This window comes from Streptomyces sp. HD (genome assembly GCF_028369295.1).
In the GTDB taxonomy this organism is placed as follows: domain Bacteria; phylum Actinomycetota; class Actinomycetes; order Streptomycetales; family Streptomycetaceae; genus Streptomyces.
Genome location: NZ_JAQMYP010000023.1, coordinates 96,066 through 112,130, shown reverse-complemented (window position 1 = coordinate 112,130; position 16,065 = coordinate 96,066). Strand labels below are relative to the sequence as shown.

The 16,065-nt window shown below is 71.5% G+C and carries 15 protein-coding genes; 7 read left to right on the top strand and 8 right to left on the bottom strand.

The genetic code is table 11. From position 1 onward, the window contains the following. Positions 1–28: 28 nt before the first annotated feature. Complete coding sequence (locus POF73_RS23020) at positions 29–1,447, bottom strand: HEAT repeat domain-containing protein (protein WP_272118493.1); 1,419 nt, start codon at positions 1,445–1,447, stop codon at positions 29–31. 301 nt (positions 1,448–1,748) lie between these two features. Then, positions 1,749–2,141: an ankyrin repeat domain-containing protein gene (locus POF73_RS23015; RefSeq protein WP_272118490.1), complete on the bottom strand. Its 393-nt coding sequence runs from the start codon at positions 2,139–2,141 to the stop codon at positions 1,749–1,751. A gap of 335 nt (positions 2,142–2,476) precedes the next feature. Between POF73_RS23015 and POF73_RS23010 the strand changes: the two genes are divergently transcribed. Next, a complete protein-coding gene (locus tag POF73_RS23010) occupies positions 2,477–2,671 on the top strand; it encodes a hypothetical protein (RefSeq protein ID WP_004002760.1) in 195 nt (64 codons plus the stop codon). Between the two features lie 41 nt (positions 2,672–2,712). Further along, positions 2,713–4,365 carry an ATP-binding protein gene (locus POF73_RS23005; protein ID WP_272118487.1) on the top strand — a complete coding sequence of 551 codons (1,653 nt, stop codon included), beginning with the start codon at positions 2,713–2,715 and terminating at the stop codon, positions 4,363–4,365. 243 nt (positions 4,366–4,608) lie between these two features. On the opposite strand, the gene POF73_RS23000 is transcribed toward POF73_RS23005, so the two are convergent. Continuing rightward, positions 4,609–6,108 (bottom strand): SCO1417 family MocR-like transcription factor, encoded by a 1,500-nt coding sequence (locus POF73_RS23000; RefSeq protein ID WP_272118485.1) that lies wholly within the window; start codon positions 6,106–6,108, stop codon positions 4,609–4,611. A gap of 63 nt (positions 6,109–6,171) precedes the next feature. Between POF73_RS23000 and yczE the strand changes: the two genes are divergently transcribed. The 4 genes from yczE (at position 6,172) to POF73_RS22980 (ending at position 9,784) form a co-directional block, all read left to right on the top strand. After that, positions 6,172–6,888 (top strand): membrane protein YczE, encoded by a 717-nt coding sequence (gene yczE, locus POF73_RS22995; RefSeq protein WP_272118483.1) that lies wholly within the window; start codon positions 6,172–6,174, stop codon positions 6,886–6,888. Next, positions 6,885–7,655: a glycerophosphodiester phosphodiesterase gene (locus POF73_RS22990; RefSeq protein WP_272118481.1), complete on the top strand. Its 771-nt coding sequence runs from the start codon at positions 6,885–6,887 to the stop codon at positions 7,653–7,655. Before yczE ends, POF73_RS22990 begins: the two co-directional genes overlap by 4 nt. A gap of 57 nt (positions 7,656–7,712) precedes the next feature. Then, complete coding sequence (locus POF73_RS22985; RefSeq protein ID WP_272118479.1) at positions 7,713–9,131, top strand: MFS transporter; 1,419 nt, start codon at positions 7,713–7,715, stop codon at positions 9,129–9,131. Positions 9,132–9,409: 278 nt separating this feature from the next. Beyond that, complete coding sequence (locus POF73_RS22980; protein ID WP_003977404.1) at positions 9,410–9,784, top strand: RNA polymerase-binding protein RbpA; 375 nt, start codon at positions 9,410–9,412, stop codon at positions 9,782–9,784. A gap of 198 nt (positions 9,785–9,982) precedes the next feature. Here the strand turns inward: POF73_RS22980 and fxsA are convergent, their stop codons facing one another. The 4 genes from fxsA to POF73_RS22960 all read right to left on the bottom strand — a co-directional run bounded on the left by fxsA (position 9,983) and on the right by POF73_RS22960 (position 14,224). Further along, positions 9,983–10,537 carry an FxsA family membrane protein gene (fxsA, locus tag POF73_RS22975; protein WP_272118444.1) on the bottom strand — a complete coding sequence of 185 codons (555 nt, stop codon included), beginning with the start codon at positions 10,535–10,537 and terminating at the stop codon, positions 9,983–9,985. Positions 10,538–10,609: 72 nt separating this feature from the next. After that, positions 10,610–11,449: a polyprenol monophosphomannose synthase gene (locus POF73_RS22970; protein WP_272118442.1), complete on the bottom strand. Its 840-nt coding sequence runs from the start codon at positions 11,447–11,449 to the stop codon at positions 10,610–10,612. Positions 11,450–11,998: 549 nt separating this feature from the next. Next, on the bottom strand, positions 11,999–13,612 hold the full coding sequence (locus POF73_RS22965; RefSeq protein WP_272118440.1) for an amidohydrolase: 1,614 nt from the start codon (positions 13,610–13,612) through the stop codon (positions 11,999–12,001). A 171-nt stretch (positions 13,613–13,783) separates the two neighbouring features. Next, complete coding sequence (locus POF73_RS22960) at positions 13,784–14,224, bottom strand: Lrp/AsnC family transcriptional regulator (RefSeq protein ID WP_150943808.1); 441 nt, start codon at positions 14,222–14,224, stop codon at positions 13,784–13,786. Positions 14,225–14,492: 268 nt separating this feature from the next. Here POF73_RS22960 and POF73_RS22955 point away from each other — a divergent pair, with 268 nt between their 5' ends. Further along, the gene (locus POF73_RS22955; protein WP_272118437.1) at positions 14,493–14,930 is read left to right on the top strand and encodes a hypothetical protein; all 438 of its coding nucleotides are present in this window, start codon (positions 14,493–14,495) and stop codon (positions 14,928–14,930) included. Between the two features lie 25 nt (positions 14,931–14,955). Here the strand turns inward: POF73_RS22955 and POF73_RS22950 are convergent, their stop codons facing one another. After that, a complete protein-coding gene (locus POF73_RS22950; RefSeq protein WP_272118435.1) occupies positions 14,956–16,053 on the bottom strand; it encodes a phosphotransferase family protein in 1,098 nt (365 codons plus the stop codon). Positions 16,054–16,065: the final 12 nt, after the last annotated feature.

Sequence of the window (16,065 nt, the reverse complement as noted above, 5' to 3'; positions counted from 1 at the left end):
CAGCGTGCACACATGTCCCGCCCAGTGATCAGTCGGCGGTCGGGTCCGGTCCGATCCGGCTGCGTACGGCCGTCTGGACCTCGTCCTCCTCGGCCGGGTCGGCGGCGAGCCGGCGCAGTCGCTCCACGACGCGCGTGTCCCCGGTCTCGGCGTGCCGGGCGGCGATCTCGCGGGTGGTCTCCTCGCAGTCCCAGAGGCACTCGACGGCGAATCCGGACGGGAAGGAGGGATCGGTGGCGGCCAGGGCGCGGGCGGTGCGGCCGCGCAGGTGGGAGGAGGCGGTCTCGCGGTAGATATGGCGCAGCACGGGGGCGGCGCAGGCGATACCGAGGCGCCCGGTGCCGTCGACGAGGGTCCACAGGGTCGGGGCGTCGGGCCCCTCGCCTCGTACGGCCTCACGCAGGGCCGTGAGGACGAGGTCCTTGTCCTCGGCTCCGCCCCGGCAGGCGAGCATGCGTCCGGCGGCGGCGCCCAGCGGATCGGGCCGTCGGGCCCAGCCACGCGCACGGTCGACGGCAGCAATACTGCGCATGCGTTCGAATGCGTCGACGGCGGCTTCGACGACGGCGGCCGAGCCGGTGATCACGGCCGCCTCGATCAGGTCGAGGGCATCCGGATCGTTGCTGTCGGCCAGGTACCGCAGAGCCGTGCAGCGGGCTCCGTCGGTGCCGTCCTTGGCGGCGGCGACGATCTCGGGCCGGTCCTCGGGGCCCGCGACGGCGATGAGACACCGTGCGGCGGGCACATGCAGCGCTGCGCCGCGCTCGAAGCCCTGCTGGGCCCACTCGAAGACCGCCTGCACGCTCCACCCCGGACGGGGCCCGGTAGGTCGCATCTGGCGTTGCCAGCGGTCGAAGCAGCCGGTCTCCTGAGCGGCACGCACACGCGTGGCGATCGATTCACGCGGATCATCGGCCCACAGCCGCCACGGCCGTGGCTCAAAAGCATCACGTACGGCGGCGGCCAGCTCGGCCTCGCCCTCGGGATCGGCCGGGAAGCGCGCCAGGACGGGCGCGGCGAGGGCGCGCAGCCCGGCGTCGTCGTCCCTGAGCGCCAGTTCGTCCAGCGCCCAGGCCCAGCTGGAGCCCGAGGCGGCGTACCTGCGCAGCAGTTCCAGGGCGTCCCGCCTGCCGTAGGAGGCCAGGTGACCGAGGACGGCGAGGGCCAGCCCGGTGCGTGACTCGTCCGTGTCGAGGGCGTCCTCGACGTCGAAGAGATGCGCCTCGATCTCGTCCAGCTCGCCGTTCAGGTCGAGGAAGAGACGGGCGTAGTACAGGGAGCGGTTCTCCACCTGCCAGTCGTGGCGGGGGTCCCGCAGCACACAGTGGTTCAGGGCCGCGAGCGCCTCGGCGCGCGGGGCGGTGAGCGCGTGCAGTGTGCCGTCGCCGCGGCCCCGCTGGAGCAGGCCGAGCAGCGTACCGCTGGGCGCTATGACCGGTTCGAACATGGGAAACAGCCTCACATCAAGCGTCGACGCAACCGGGGTTCTTGCTTCACCTGGCCGCGTGACAACACGTCGGGGCGCCCGCCGTTTCCTGCTTGCTGTAGACCATTTTCCTCTGCCTCTCGTCAGTGGCCCATGCGGACCGCATCACGGTCCGCATGGTGCGGCAACACCTGCCCAGCCATCGCGTCCGTGAATCACGACGTCATGATGACTCGGCACTTACATCTGCCGCGACCGAAATTTCGGCGGCCCTGTACCGCCTCCCCCGTTTTCTGTGTTTTCGCTGGTCAGCGAAGTCGGATCAGTGTGCGCCGAACAGTTCGAGCAGTTCCGTCTTGCCGAACATCCGGGCCGTGTCGACGGCCGAGGGGGTCCCCTCGGCCGGGTCGGCACCGCCGTCCAGAAGAGCTTTGATCACTTCCGTCTCACCCTTGAAGACGGCACCGGCGAGTGGTGTCTGGCCTCGGTCGTTGACACGGCCCGCCTCGGCGCCCCGGGCGAGCAGGGCGCGCACCGCGTCGGAGTGACCGTGGTAGGCGGCAAGCATCACGAGCGAGTCGCCGCGGTCGTTGGTGAGGTTGGCCGGAACGCCCGCGTCGACGTACGCCACGAGCGCCTCGGTCTGCCCCTGCCGGGCCAGATCGAAGATCTTGGTCGCCAGCTCCACGACCTCGGGGTCGGGGGCTTCAGTCATCGGCCGGACCGCCTCTCACTACGAACACGGGGACTGCGGGGAACTACGGGTACCGCGGAAACTGCGGGTAGCACGGGTACGGCCGGCGAGCGGTGTCGACCGTACGAGTGATTCGCCAGGGTACTGGCTCGGGCCGCACATGACCCGTCGCGCCCACGGCAAAGATCATCGCAGACACGGTCCGACGCGACACCCAAGCCCATCCACCTCAGGACACTCCGTCGACGGAGGGAAATTCGCCGAATTTCACCCAGTTGCACCTTTTATCGTATGGATACATCCTGTGAGCCTGGAAGTACTCATGGTGACTGTCCCCACAATCCAGGAGCACTCGCATGATCCTCTCGATCTCTGGCGTCGTTCTGCTCGGCATCGTCGTCTTCATCTTCTTCCGCAAGGACGGACTGAAGGCGTCGCACGCCCTGATCTCGGCCCTCTTCGGCTTCTATCTGGCGAGCACGGCCATCGCCCCGAGCATCAAGGCCGGCGGCGAGAGCCTGGCGAGCCTGCTCGGCGGCATCCAGTTCTGACCGCCCGCACTCCCGCCCGTACGCACCTGTAGGAGACAGCAGTGGCCCGCCGCCCCCTCCCCCGCATCCTGAGCACCGGCAGCTCGCAGATCGCCCGGAGCCGGGAGCTGGCCCGGACGCAGTTCGCCCGCAGCCGGGAGCTGGCCCGGACGGCGTCCGACAGCGCCTCTGACGTCCTCCACCCGCTGATCACGATCACCCGCGGTCTGCGCCGACTGGCCTCGGCCGGGCGGCGCAAGTGGGCGGACACGCCCAAGGACAGGCGCGGCATGCTGCTGTTCCTGGTGGCCTCGGTGATCATGGTCGTGGCGCTCGTTCCGTACGGCCCGCTGCTCGCCGTCATCACGCTGATGGCGGCGGCGGCCTGGCAGGGCCGGGACCGCGAGCCGTCGGAGCCGGAGGGCCCCGACGAGTCGCAGACGGAGCGGCTGAGGTCGCTGTACGAGGCACTGGTCCCCTACTTCTCCGCCGCCGAGGACCCGGCACCGCTGTACGCCCACGGCGGCGAGTGGGAGAAGGCCTTCCCCGAGTACGAGTTCGACGGCACGGGACGCGTCAGCGGTCTGCTGATCCGCTACCCGGCCTACTTCACCGACGGCGAGGCGGAGTGCCGCGCGCGGATCGAGCACCTGCTGACCGCGAAGTCCGGCCGTGGCCGGGAGTACCACTTCACCTGGGACGAGGAGGGCAACGAGCTCACCGTCACCGTCCTCGCGCCGCTGCCCACCGACATCGCCGCCCAGCGTTTCGTCACGGCCCCCGGCGAGACGGTCCTCGGCTTCACCGACCCCACCCTGGTGCACCGCACGCTCCCGCTCACCCACGGCGTGGAGCAGCGCGATGTGCCACCGGTCGTCTGGCGCACCGGCATCCGCTCCACCGAGCCACACCTGCTGGTCGTCGGCCAGCCCGGCAGCGGCACCTCGACCCTGCTGCGCTGCGTCGCCCTGCAGGCCCTGCAGTACGGCGACGTCGTCATCGTCGAGGGCGGCAGCACCGGCGAGTACGCCTGCCTGATCGGGCGCGACGGCGTGCTGTCCGTCGAGTGCGGGCTGGCCGGGGCGCTGGCGAGCCTGGAGTGGGCGGCGACGGAGACGGAGCGGCGCCTGATCGCCGTGAACCGGGCCCGTCAGGCCGGCAACCCGCCGCCCGACGACACCAGACGCCCGCTGTGGATCCTCCTGGACCGCCCGACCGCGTTCACCCACCTCGCCGCGGCGGACAACCGCAAGGACCCCCAGTCCCTGCTCCAGGTACCCCTCCGGCACGGCCGCGCGGCGAACGTCACCGTGGTCGTGGCCGACCAGTGGGACGCCATGGACACGCTCAGCGACGCCGTACGACAGCACACACGCGCGCGTGTCGTGCTCGGCCCGGCGACGGCCCAGCAGCTGGAGTCGGTCCTCGGCGCTCCCCCGCACACCACCCCGGTCACCGACGTCCCGCCCGGCCGCGGCTACGCCCGCCTCGGCACGGGCCCGGTCCACCGTCTCCAGGTCCCGGCGACCCCGGACCCGTACGACGACGCGACCAGCGACGCGCACCGGCAGGCCGTGCTCGACCTGCTGCCGGAGCGGACGACGCCGGTGGAGGCGGAGTCGCTGGGCAGGATGGAGAAGGTGGCACAGGAGCCGGTGCCGGAGCCGAAGCCGGAGCCGGTGCCCGCGGAGGCAGTGGTCGCCGAGACGTCGTAGCAGTCACCGCAGCCGAGGGTGCCGCGGGGCGAGCGGCGGCACCCGACCGGCGCGGGCTGAACGACCCACCCCACACCAGCCCCCCAGCTGGCACGGACTGAACGACCCACCCCACACCGACCCCCGACCGACCCGGATTGAACCCCCACCCCACACCGGTCCCGGGCCGGCGCGGATTGAGCGACGCCCCACCCCGGCCCCGCCCTCATGCCGCGGTCCACCCCCGCACCGCCCCCACCCCGCTCACGCCACGAACGACCGCACCGACTCCCCGGTCCCACTGGCCCCGCTCTCCACCAACCGAGCCGCCGCCGCCAACCGCACCGCGGCCTCCTCGGCCACCGCGCCCCCCACGGTGAACGGCAGCCGTACATACCCCTCGAAAGCCCCGTCCACCCCGAACCGAGGCCCGGACGGCACCCGGACCCCGACCCGCTCGCCCACCTCGGCGAGCCGCGAGCCCGACAGTCCCCCGGTCCGCACCCACAGGGTGAGCCCGCCGCCCGGCACCTCGAACTCCCAGTCGGGCAGCTCCTGCCGCACGGCCGCGACGAGCGCGTCCCGGTTCTCCCGGGCCTGCGCCCGCCGCACCTCCACGGCCTGCTCCCAACCTCCCGTGCCGAACAGCCAATTCACGGCCAGTTGCTCCAGCACAGGAGTGCCCAGATCGGCATACGCGCGCGCGGCGACCAGGCTGCGGATCACATCCGGAGCCGCCCGCACCCAGCCGATCCGCATCCCCGCCCAGAAGGCCTTGCTGGCCGACCCGACGGTGATCACGGTCGACCCGGCGGGGTCGAAGGCGCACACCGGCCGCGGCATGTCGAGACCCTCGTCGAGCCACAGCTCGCTCATTGTCTCGTCGGCGACCAGCACCGTCCCCGCCGACCGTGCCGCGTCCACCAGCCGCCGCCGCTGGTCCTCGTCGGCCAGCGCCCCGGTCGGGTTGTGGAAGTCGGCGACGACATAGGCAAGGCGAGGCGCCGCCTCCCGCAGCACCTGCCGCCACCGGTCCACGTCCCAGCCGGTAAGCCCCTCGGCCATGGCGACGGGCACCAGCCGGGCGCCCGCCTCCCGCATCAGCTGGAGGATGTTGGCGTACGACGGAGACTCGACCGCGATCCGCTCACCGCGCCCCGCGAACAGATGGCAGATCGCGTCCATGGCGCCCATCGCCCCGGTCGTCACCATGATCTGCTCGGGCATGGTCGGGATCCCCCGCGCCGTGTACCGGTCGGCGATCATCGACCGCAGCGCGGGCAGTCCGGCCGGATAGTCGCCGTGAGTGTGGGCGTACGGCGGCAACTCCTCCAGGGCGCCCTGCACGGCACGGGTCAGCCACGGCTCGGGGGCGGGCAGCGCCGCGGTGCCCAGGTCGATCATCGAGCCGAGCGCCTCGGGCGGCAGCGGCTCCAGCCCGCGCGCGGGCAGCGGGTTCCCTGCCGGTACGGCGGTCCAACTCCCCGCCCCGCGCCGGGACTCCAGGAACCCCTCGGCGCGCAGCGCCTCGTACGCGGCGGCCACGGTCGTACGGCTCACGGACAGCGCGAGGGCCAGCTCACGCTCGGCGGGCAGCCGGGCGGCGACCGGCACGCGCCCCTCCAGCACGAGCAGCCGAATGCCGTCGGCCAACGCCCGGTACGCGGGCGGGCGCTTGGTGCCGGGGCCGGCGGGGCGGTCCTGTTGCGAGGTGAGGAGCCGGGCGAGCTGCGCGGCTCCTACCGCCGAAGTCCACTGCGCCATTTTTCCAGTCCACCTTCCCCGAATTGGCCATGGATGGCGATGCATCCCAAGCCACAGGGTGTCATGCATCAGTCCACTACCACCACAGGGGGGCACGTCTTGTCCACGCAGGGGCATCCCGCGAAGCGGCTCACACAGGGGCATCTCACGCGACGGCTGTCACAGCTCTACGCCGGACTCGCGCTGTACGGCGCGAGCGCCGCGCTGCTCGTGGAGGCGGGCCTCGGCCTGGAACCCTGGGGGGTGCTGCACCAGGGCCTCGCCGAGCGCACCGGCCTGACGATCGGCGTCGTCTCGATCATCGTCGGCGCGGCCGTGCTGCTCCTGTGGATCCCACTGCGCCAGCGCCCCGGCCTCGGCACCGTCTCCAACGTGTTCGTGGTCGGCATAGCCATGGACGGCACGCTCGCCCTGGTCCCCGAGGCGCACTCCCTGGCCGTACGAATCCCCCTCCTTCTGGCCGGCATCGTGCTCAACGGCGTGGCCACCGGCCTCTACATCGCCGCCCGCTTCGGACCGGGCCCCCGGGACGGCCTCATGACCGGCCTGCACCAGCGCACCGGCCGCTCGATCCGGCTGATGCGCACGGCCGTCGAGATCGCGGTCGTCGTCACCGGCTTCGCGCTGGGCGGCACGGTCGGCGTCGGCACCGTCCTCTACGCCCTGTCCATCGGCCCGCTCGCCCAACTGTTCCTGCGGGTGTTCGCCGTCCCCACGGCATCCGACGGCAGCACGGTCGTTGCCACCGGGCAACCCCGGGGAGCGATACTGCGTCCGTGAGCACCACGCGGATACGCCACCCCTACCTCGACCACCCCGGCCCCATCCCGTTCGCCCACCGAGGCGGGGCGGCGGACGGCCTGGAGAACACCGCGCTGCAGTTCCGGCGCGCGGTCGAAATGGGCTACCGGTACATCGAGACCGACGTCCACACCACGCGCGACGGCAAGCTCGTCGCCTTCCACGACTCGACCCTGGACCGGGTGACGGACGGGGCGGGCCGGATCGCCGACCTGCCCTGGGCCGACGTACGGGATGCGCGCGTGGGAGGCAAGGAGCCGGTGCCCCTGTTCGAGGAGCTCCTGGAGACCTTCCCCGACGTGCGCTGGAACGTCGACCTCAAGGCGGAACCGGCACTCCACCCCTTCCTGGAGCTGATCGAGCGCACGAACGCCTGGGACCGCGTCTGCGTCGGCTCCTTCTCCGAGGCCCGCGTCATCCGCGCCCAGCGCCTGGCCGGACCGCGCCTGGCGACGTCGTACGGCACCCGAGGTGTGCTCAATCTGCGGCTGCGCTCCTGGGGTGTGCCGGCCGCGCTGCGCCGTTCGGCCGTCGCCGCCCAGGTGCCCGAGACGCAGTCCGGCATCCAGGTGGTGGACCACCGCTTCGTACGGGCCGCCCACGCGCGCGGGCTCCAGGTGCACGTGTGGACCATCAATGATCCCGATGCGATGCACCGGCTCCTGGACCTGGGAGCCGATGGCATCATGACCGATCACATCGACACGTTGCGCAAGGTCATGGAGGACCGGGGCGTCTGGGTCTGACCCGGTCGTCGGCTCCGCCCTCGCGCGGGATCTTCACGGGGAAGCGAGGGGCGCGGGGTGGGCACCGATACCGTGCGGGCGGAGGCCGCGGACGACGCGGCCGGCCGCCGCCGCGAGCAGCGCGGCTGGTACTTCTACGACTGGGCGTGCTCCGTCTACTCGACGAGCGTGCTCACCGTGTTCCTCGGCCCCTATCTGACGTCGGTCGCCGAGGAGGCGGCGGACGCGGACGGATTCGTCCACCCCTTGGGCATCCCGGTGCGCGCGGGATCCTTCTTCGCGTACTCGGTGTCCCTGTCGGTGATCGTCGCCGTCCTGGTGATGCCCCTGGTGGGCGCGGCGGCCGACCGCACCGGCCGCAAGAAGCCCCTCCTGGCGGCCTCCGCCTACCTGGGGGCCACCGCCACCACCGCCATGTTCTTCCTCGGCGGCGACCGCTACCTCCTCGGTGGCCTGCTGCTGATCGTCGCGAACGCGGCCCAGTCGGTCGCGATGATGCTCTACAACTCCTACCTCCCGCAGATCGCCCCGCCCGAGGAACGCGACGCGGTCTCCTCCCGGGGCTGGGCCTTCGGCTACGCGTCGGGCTCGCTGATGCTGATCGTGAACCTGGTCCTGTACCTGGCCCACGACTCCTTCGGCGTCTCCGAGGGCACGGCCGTCCGTATCTGCCTCGCGTCGGCGGGCCTGTGGTGGGGCGGCTTCGCGATCATCCCGCTACGACGCCTCCGTGACCGCCGGTCCACGAGCGAGGAAGCCGGGAAGGAACCGGGCGAGCAGGAACCGGGCGAGCAGGAACCGGGTGCGCAGGAGCCGGGCGGGAAGCGACCGAACGCCATGGGCTTCCGGCAGCTCGCGGCCACCGTCCGCGACATGCGCCGCCACCCCCTGACGCTCGCCTTCCTCCTGGCCTACCTCATCTACAACGACGGCATCCAGACGGTGATCTCCCAGGCGTCGATCTACGGCTCCGAGGAACTGGACCTCTCCCAGTCCACGCTCATCGTCGCCGTACTGCTGGTCCAGGTGCTGGCCGTGGCGGGCGCGCTGACGATGGGACGGCTGGCCCGGACCTACGGCGCCAAGCGGACGATCCTCGGCTCACTGGTGGCGTGGACGGTGGTTCTGGCGGCCGGGTACTTCCTGCCGGCCGGGGCCCCGGTGTGGTTCTTCGTGCTGGCGGCCGGCATCGGCCTGGTCCTGGGCGGCAGCCAGGCCCTGTCCCGGTCACTGTTCTCCCATCTCGTCCCGCCGGGCAAGGAGGCCGAATATTTCTCGGCGTACGAGATGAGCGACCGCGGTATGAGCTGGCTGGGCCCGCTTCTGTTCGGGCTCACCTACCAGCTGACCGGGAGTTATCGGGACGCGATCATCTCGCTCGTGGCCTTCTTCGTCATCGGGTTCGCCCTGCTCGCGAGGGTTCCGGTGCGGCGGGCGATCAACGACGCGGGCAATCCGGTGCCGCCAACGATTTAGCGTTCCGAGCGAAAGGGCGGTAGTGTACGCGTTTGGCCTGCCAGGCGTACCGTTACTGCGCGTCAAAGATGCCGAAACGCTGGGTCACATCTGCTAGCAGATGTGACAAACCGGGCGCCGGTGGGTACGACATTGGTCAGCAAGGCTGCGGCTACGACGGCGACGCATCACCCGGAACGGGACACCGATCGGGAATCTTTACCGCCGACCGGACGTTGACCGGATGACGACGACAGCGACACCTGTCCTGTGGGCGACAAGCCCGGGAGGCACGATTCATGAGTGAGCGAGCTCTTCGCGGCACGCGCCTCGTGGTGACCAGCTACGAGACGGACCGCGGCATCGACCTGGCCCCGCGCCAGGCCGTGGAGTACGCATGCGAGAAGGGGCACCGGTTTGAGATGCCCTTCTCGGTCGAGGCGGAGATCCCGCCGGAGTGGGAGTGCAAGGTCTGCGGGGCCCAGGCACTCCTCGTGGATGGCGACGGCCCTGAAGAGAAGAAGGCCAAGCCCGCGCGTACGCATTGGGACATGCTGATGGAGCGGCGTACCCGCGAGGAACTCGAAGAGGTCCTTGAGGAGCGACTTGCTGTTCTCCGGTCCGGGGCGATGAACATCGCGGTTCATCCCCGGGACAGCCGCAAGTCAGCCTAGGTCCCTGCGCGCGGCTTGGACCGATTTACCAGGCACCGCGTGTAACCGCGGGCGCCGTACGTGAACGTGGCGTACGGTGCCCGCGGTTTGCTGTGCCCAAAAGCCAAAAGCCAAAAAGAGGCCCGGCAAAGCCAAAAAAGAGGGGCCCGGCGCTCAGTGGCGCCGGGCTCCCTCGATGTCAGCGTGTCGACCGCGATGTCAGCGCGTCAACGGCGGCACCGGGCCCTGCGGCTCGTCCCCCGGCTCGTCCCTGACGACCTCACCCGGCACGATCTTGCCGTCGGGGCGGTGAATGCGCGCCTGCTGGAAGGCATCGCCGAACGAACCGGGGGTCGCCGCCCGGAGCTTTCGATCGACGGTCCGCTCCGCATAACGGCTCAAGGCCTTCTGGACCGGCGGGATCAACAGGACCAGCCCCAGCGCGTCCGAGACCAGACCGGGCAGCATGATCAGCAGGCCGCCCAGCATCATCAGACCGTTGCCACCGCCGCTCTCCGGGGTGCCGCCACGCTGCAACGCCTCGTTCAGGGCCTGGAAGGCGCGTCGGCCCGCCCGCTTGACGACCACCGAGCCGAGCACGAGGCCGGCGAGCAGCAGCAAGAACACCACGAGCCCGCTCGTCGCGTCCGCGACCACGGTCAGCAGCCAGATCTCCAGCACCAGCCACGCGGCGATCCCCAGCGGCAGGAAGGTCCGCAGCCGGGAGCGCCGGGGCCGAACGGGATAGGTGGGGGTCGGAGCGCCAGTCGTCATGCGTCCAGTGTGCCTGGGCCCGGCTCAGAGCGGGATAAGGGGAAGACCGCCGCCGCCTGTGCGGACGTGGGCCTACGGCTGTGACCGCTGCTGCGACGACCGCTGCCGCGCTGCCGCCGACGGCTTCGAGCGGCGGGCCATCAGCTTGCCCACCCGCTCCTGCGCGCCCCACGACGTGACCCGCCACAGCGCCTCGACCAGGATGTCGCGGCTCATCTTCGAGTCACCGAGTTCGCGCTCGACGAAGGTGATCGGCACCTCGACCACATGGAATCCGGCCCTGACCGCACGGCGGGCGAGGTCGACCTGGAAGCAGTAGCCCTGGGAGGCGACGTCGTCGAGGCCGAGGCCCTCCAGGGTCTCGCGGCGGAAGGCACGGTAGCCGCCGGTGATGTCCCGCAACGGGAGATCCAGCGCGAGCCGGGAGTAGAGGCTGCCGCCGCGGGAGATGAACTCGCGGGACTTCGGCCAGTTCACGACCCGGCCGCCCGGTACCCAGCGCGAGCCGAGGACCAGGTCGGCGCCCTTGAGGGCGGTCAGCAGTCGGGGCAGTTCCTCGGGCTGGTGGGAGCCGTCGGCGTCCATCTCGATCAGGACGCCGTAGCCCTTCTCCATGCCCCAGTGGAAGCCCGCGAGGTAGGCGGCGCCGAGGCCCTCCTTGCCCTTGCGGTGCATGACCTGGACGTGGTCGTCCTCGGCGGCCAGTTCGTCGGCGAGCTTGCCGGTGCCGTCGGGGCTGTTGTCGTCGGCCACGAGCACATGCGCCTCGGGCACCGCCTTGCGGACCCGGCCGACGATGCTCTTGATGTTCTCCGCCTCGTTGTAGGTCGGAATGATCACCAACGCCGTGCCGAGTGGACCGAACCGCTTCCCCCGGTCCTGTGCCGCGAGGTCCCCGTCGCCGTCGTTCACTGCTGCCCCTTCACATCCGTACGCAGACGTCCACCATAGTGGGCGCCGCCTGGGCTGACGCGACAGCACGTTCGTATGGTGGTGTCGATTCCACAAGAGCGGGGTAAGGCTGAGCTTTTCGGGACCGGTTTCGCGCCTGCTGCGGATGGGGGCCCGGCGCCCTTCGGGCCGACCTGGGACCCGCTGGCTGCGGATCGACCGAAAGCCGTTGTCTACTGAGCGCCCGGGCCCCACCCGGGTCACACCTCCCCGATCGGCCGCGACGTTCCGTCGTCGCCGCGCGGACGCTGAGCCTGGCTCCCAGTGGCGGTGCCCGGTGCGGCACACCGCCCCTGACCCAGCGGCCTTGCGACGGGTTCCCGGAAGTTCCGCAGTTGCCCGGTCGGGCGTCCGGTGGTGGACTCGGCCGAACCTACCGGCCCCGGGCCTCCGCCTGTCAACAGCCGTTTGACCTGCAGGTCTTCGCCCACTTCGCTGGTCAGCGCAGAGGATACGCAGGTCGCACGCCGGGGTGGTGCGCGGCGATCGGACGCGCGCCACCCCGGGAGATCACTCGCCCGGCCGTACGAAGACCGTTCGTCCGCCCACCACCGTGCGCAGGCAGACCGGGAGCTCGCGGCCCGGGCTCAGGTCGGGCAGGCCGGGGGTGCCGGAGCGCGGGTCGGTGGACCAGCGCGCGACCCGGTCGTCGGGGGCCTGGACCACCAGTTCGTCGGTGCGCCACACGGCGTAGTCGGCGGGCGCGCCGGGCACCAGGACGCCCGCGTCGTCGCGACCGATCGCCCGCCAGCCGCCACGCGTGTGCGCCGTGAACGCGGCGCGCACGGAGACCCGGTGCTCGGGTGTGCGGTGGAAGGCGGCCGCGCGGACCGTGCCCCAGGGGTCGAGGGGCGTGACCGGGCTGTCGGAGCCGAAGGCGAGCGGGACGCCGGCGCGCAGCAGCGCCGCGAAGGGGTTCAGGGTGCGGGCCCGCTCGACACCCAGGCGTTGGGCGTACATGCCGTCCTCGCCGCCCCACAGCGCGTCGAACGCGGGCTGGACGGAGGCCGTCAGCCCCAGCTCGGCGAAGGCCGCCACGGTGTCCGGAGTGAGCATCTCGGCGTGCTCGACACGGTGCCGGGCGGCGCGCACGCGGGCGAGGCCGAGCTTCTCGGCGGCGGCGCGCACGCCCTCCACGACGGCGGTCACGGCGGCGTCGCCGATCGCGTGGAAGCCCGCCTGGAGGCCGGCCTCGGTGCAGGCGACGACATGGGCCGCGACGGCGGCCGCGTCCAGGTAGGCGGTGCCGGTGTGGGCGGCGTCGGCGTACGGCTCGTGCAGACAGGCGGTGTGCGAGCCGAGGGCGCCGTCGACGAAGAGGTCACCGGCCGCGCCGATCGCGCCCAGCTCCCGCGCCCTGGCGATGCCCTCCTCGGCCGGCTCGGCCCAGTAGCCGACGACCCGCGGCCCCGCCTCCTCGGCGGCCAGGCGCAGCAGCCCGGCGAAGTCGTCCTCGGAGGAGATCTCCGGCCCGCCGCACTCGTGGACGGTGCCGATGCCGAGGGAGGCGGCCCGGGCGAGGGCGGCGCGCTGGGCCTCGATGCGCTGAGCGGGCGTGATGGAGGCCAGCGCGGTGGCTCGTACGGCGTGATGGGCGTCGGCGACGAGCGGCCCGTCGGCCGTGCCGAGGTCACCGGGCGCCATGTCCAGCAGTGCCGTGGTGACGACCGCCGAGTGGACGTCGATGCGGGACAGGTACAGAGGACGGCCACCGGTGGCCTCGTCGAGCTCGGCGCGCGTCGGAGGGCGGCCCCCGGGCCAGCGGGCGGCGTCCCAGCCGTGACCGAGGAGAACGCGGTCGTCCGGCCGGGCGGCGGCGAAGTCCCGCACGAGAGCGAGCGCCGCCTCCAGGGAGGGAGCGCGGGACAGGTCGAGGCCGGTCAGCGCGAGCCCCGTGGCGGTGGTGTGCACATGGGCGTCGGTGAACGCGGGAGTGACCAGGGCCCCATCCAGGTCGACGACCTCGTCGACGCCGTCCGCGAAGGCGTCGGCGGCGCCTTCGGAGCCGACCCAGGCGACCTGGCCCCGCTCCACCACCATCGCGGTGGCGAAGGGATCGGCGGGGCTGTGCACCTCTCCGCGGCGGAGGAGGACGGTCTTCGGTTCGGTGCTGCGCTCACTCATGGCAACAGTCTCGCGCGTGCCCCCGTCAGCTCTGGTCAGGGGGCCACCGCAACGCCCGGAAAGGGCGCGGGGCGTATCGATATGCGGCTCCGCCGCGTGGGCGCGACCAGCCACGAACAACCCGCAGCCGGCAGACGACGAACACCTCTACGGCGCAAGTCCGCGGCGGTCTCAAATCCGCGGCGGCCGCGCCTCGTACGGCGTGGACAGCACCACGGTCGTCCGGGTGGAAACCCCCGCCAGCGACCGCAGCCGGGCGAGCAGCTCCTCCAGCTCGTGCGGCGTGGCCACCCGAACCTTCAGGATGTAGTTCTCGTCGCCCGCGACACTGTGACAGGCCTCGATCTCCGGCACGTCCGCCAGCCGGTCCGCGATGTCGTCGGGGGCGCTCGGATCGAACGGTTTCACCGAGATGAACGCGGTCATGGGCAGCCCCACCGCCTCGGGATCCACGACCGCGGCATAGCCACGGATGACACCGCGCTGCTCCAGCCGCCGCACCCGCTGGTGCACGGCCGACGTGGACAGGCCCGTGGCCTTGCCCAGGTCGGTGTAGCTCATCCGCCCGTCCTTGACGAGCAGCTGCACGATCTGTCGGTCCAGCTCCTCCATGGCGCAAGAACCTACAGTGCCGCTGATCTCCACGGATACCTGAGCAGCCCAGGTCATGCCCGGTTCGTGATGTGATGGGGAGGCGGCTGTGCGCCGGCCAAGGGACAAACCGGCCGCCACGGGCACCTGCGGGCGGCATGTGACGAACGCCACAGTCCCCGAACAGGCTCCGTGATGCACCCGTGATTAACGCCGAGACCGGACGGGAAGTGCTTGCTGTGGTCGAGGCCGCAGTGCCGTCACGGCCCAGCCCGAGGGGGAGAATCCCATGCAGAGTCTTAAGCGTCCTGGACGTACCGCGCCCAAGCGCCTTCAGCCGGTCGTCGAGCCCACTCCGGAGGGCGTCGAATCCGACGACTTCGACGACGATGAGTTCGACGCGTACGACACCTTCGAGATGTACCGGGTGATCTGCCCGGACTGCGCGCAGCCCATCGCCCTGCTGGCCGGCGAGGAGGTCCTGCCGGAGCACGCGCTGTGCGCCTCACCGTGGAACCCGTTCGGCCTCACGGTCTGCGCCGGTACCGGCCGCAGGGCTTCCGCCGCCCGCTCCGCCGGCGACTCGGCGAAGCCCCACGAGCAGGACACGGCCCTGCTGTTGACGCTCCCTCAGGAGCTCGACTGGCGGACACAGCCCTTCTCGCACGTCGGCGGCCCGGGCTCGCGCCCGATGCGGGTCCCCGAGATGCGCCGCCAGGCCGCCTGAGCGCACGCCGGCCCGGTCGCGTCGCTCAATCCCAGTAGCTGCCCTGCACCATGGCTCGCAGGCTGCCGTGGTGCAGGATCAGTGTGTCCGGGTCCGCCGGGACGTCGACCTCGCCGAAGTGCGCCTGGCGGTAGGCGATCCGCAGCATCACCACGGCGTGCCGCAGCGCGGCGTAGAGCGTGTGGAAGTCCATGTCACGCGGGGTGTGGCCGGTGAGGTCGGCATAGCGGGCCTCGATCCGGTCGCGGCGCAGGAAGTCGGGCAGCCCGCGCTGTCCGAAGCCGACCGTCAGGTCGTGGAAGAAGCGGTGCAGATAGACGGTCCAGCCGAGGTCGACCTCGCGCGGGGCCAGTGCCGCCATCTCCCAGTCGAGGACGGCGACGGGTTCGAAACCGTCGTAGACGACGTTCCCGATGCGCGCGTCGCCCCAGTTGAGCACGGACGGGCCCGGGTCACGCGGCCAGAGCTCCTCCAGGCGGTCGAAGGCGTCCTCGATGAGCGGTGAGCGGGTGAGTCCGTCAACCACCCATTCGTAGTACGCGCGTTGGGCCGTGACATGCCGTCGCAGTGCGTCTCCGTCACCCGGCAGGGTGAGGAACTCGGCCTCCTGCGGCGGAACTTGGTCGTGCAACCGGGCCAGCAGCCCGACCGTGGCCGCCTCCAGATGCTCGCGCTCCTCGTCGCTCGCGGCGTGCAGCCAGTTGCCCTCGTAGGTGTACGGCATGACGTCGGGCGGCACCCGCCCCTCGACGCGCTCCATGACGAAGAAGGGCGCGCCCAGCGGACCGGGGTCCTCCTCCAGCCACAGCACCTTCGGTACTGGCACATCCGTGTGCTCGGCCACGAGGCGCATCGTCCGGTACTGGCGCGGCATGTCGTACACCGGGAACACCGTGTACGCCGCCGGGTCCGCCGCGAGCCGCAACGCACAGGGGCGCACCGGCGGTTCGGGGTGCTCGATGTCGAAGAGCAGGGTTTCGCTGGACATGCCGTTCGCCTCGGGAGCGGTGACACCGACCGCCTTGGCGCCGGGCAGCCGGGTGTCGAGCCAGGCGGTGAGGCGGCGGGTGATCTCCTGTGGGTCGCGGGTGGTGGTGCGAGGTCTTGGTGCCGTCGCTGCCATGGCGCAAACCCC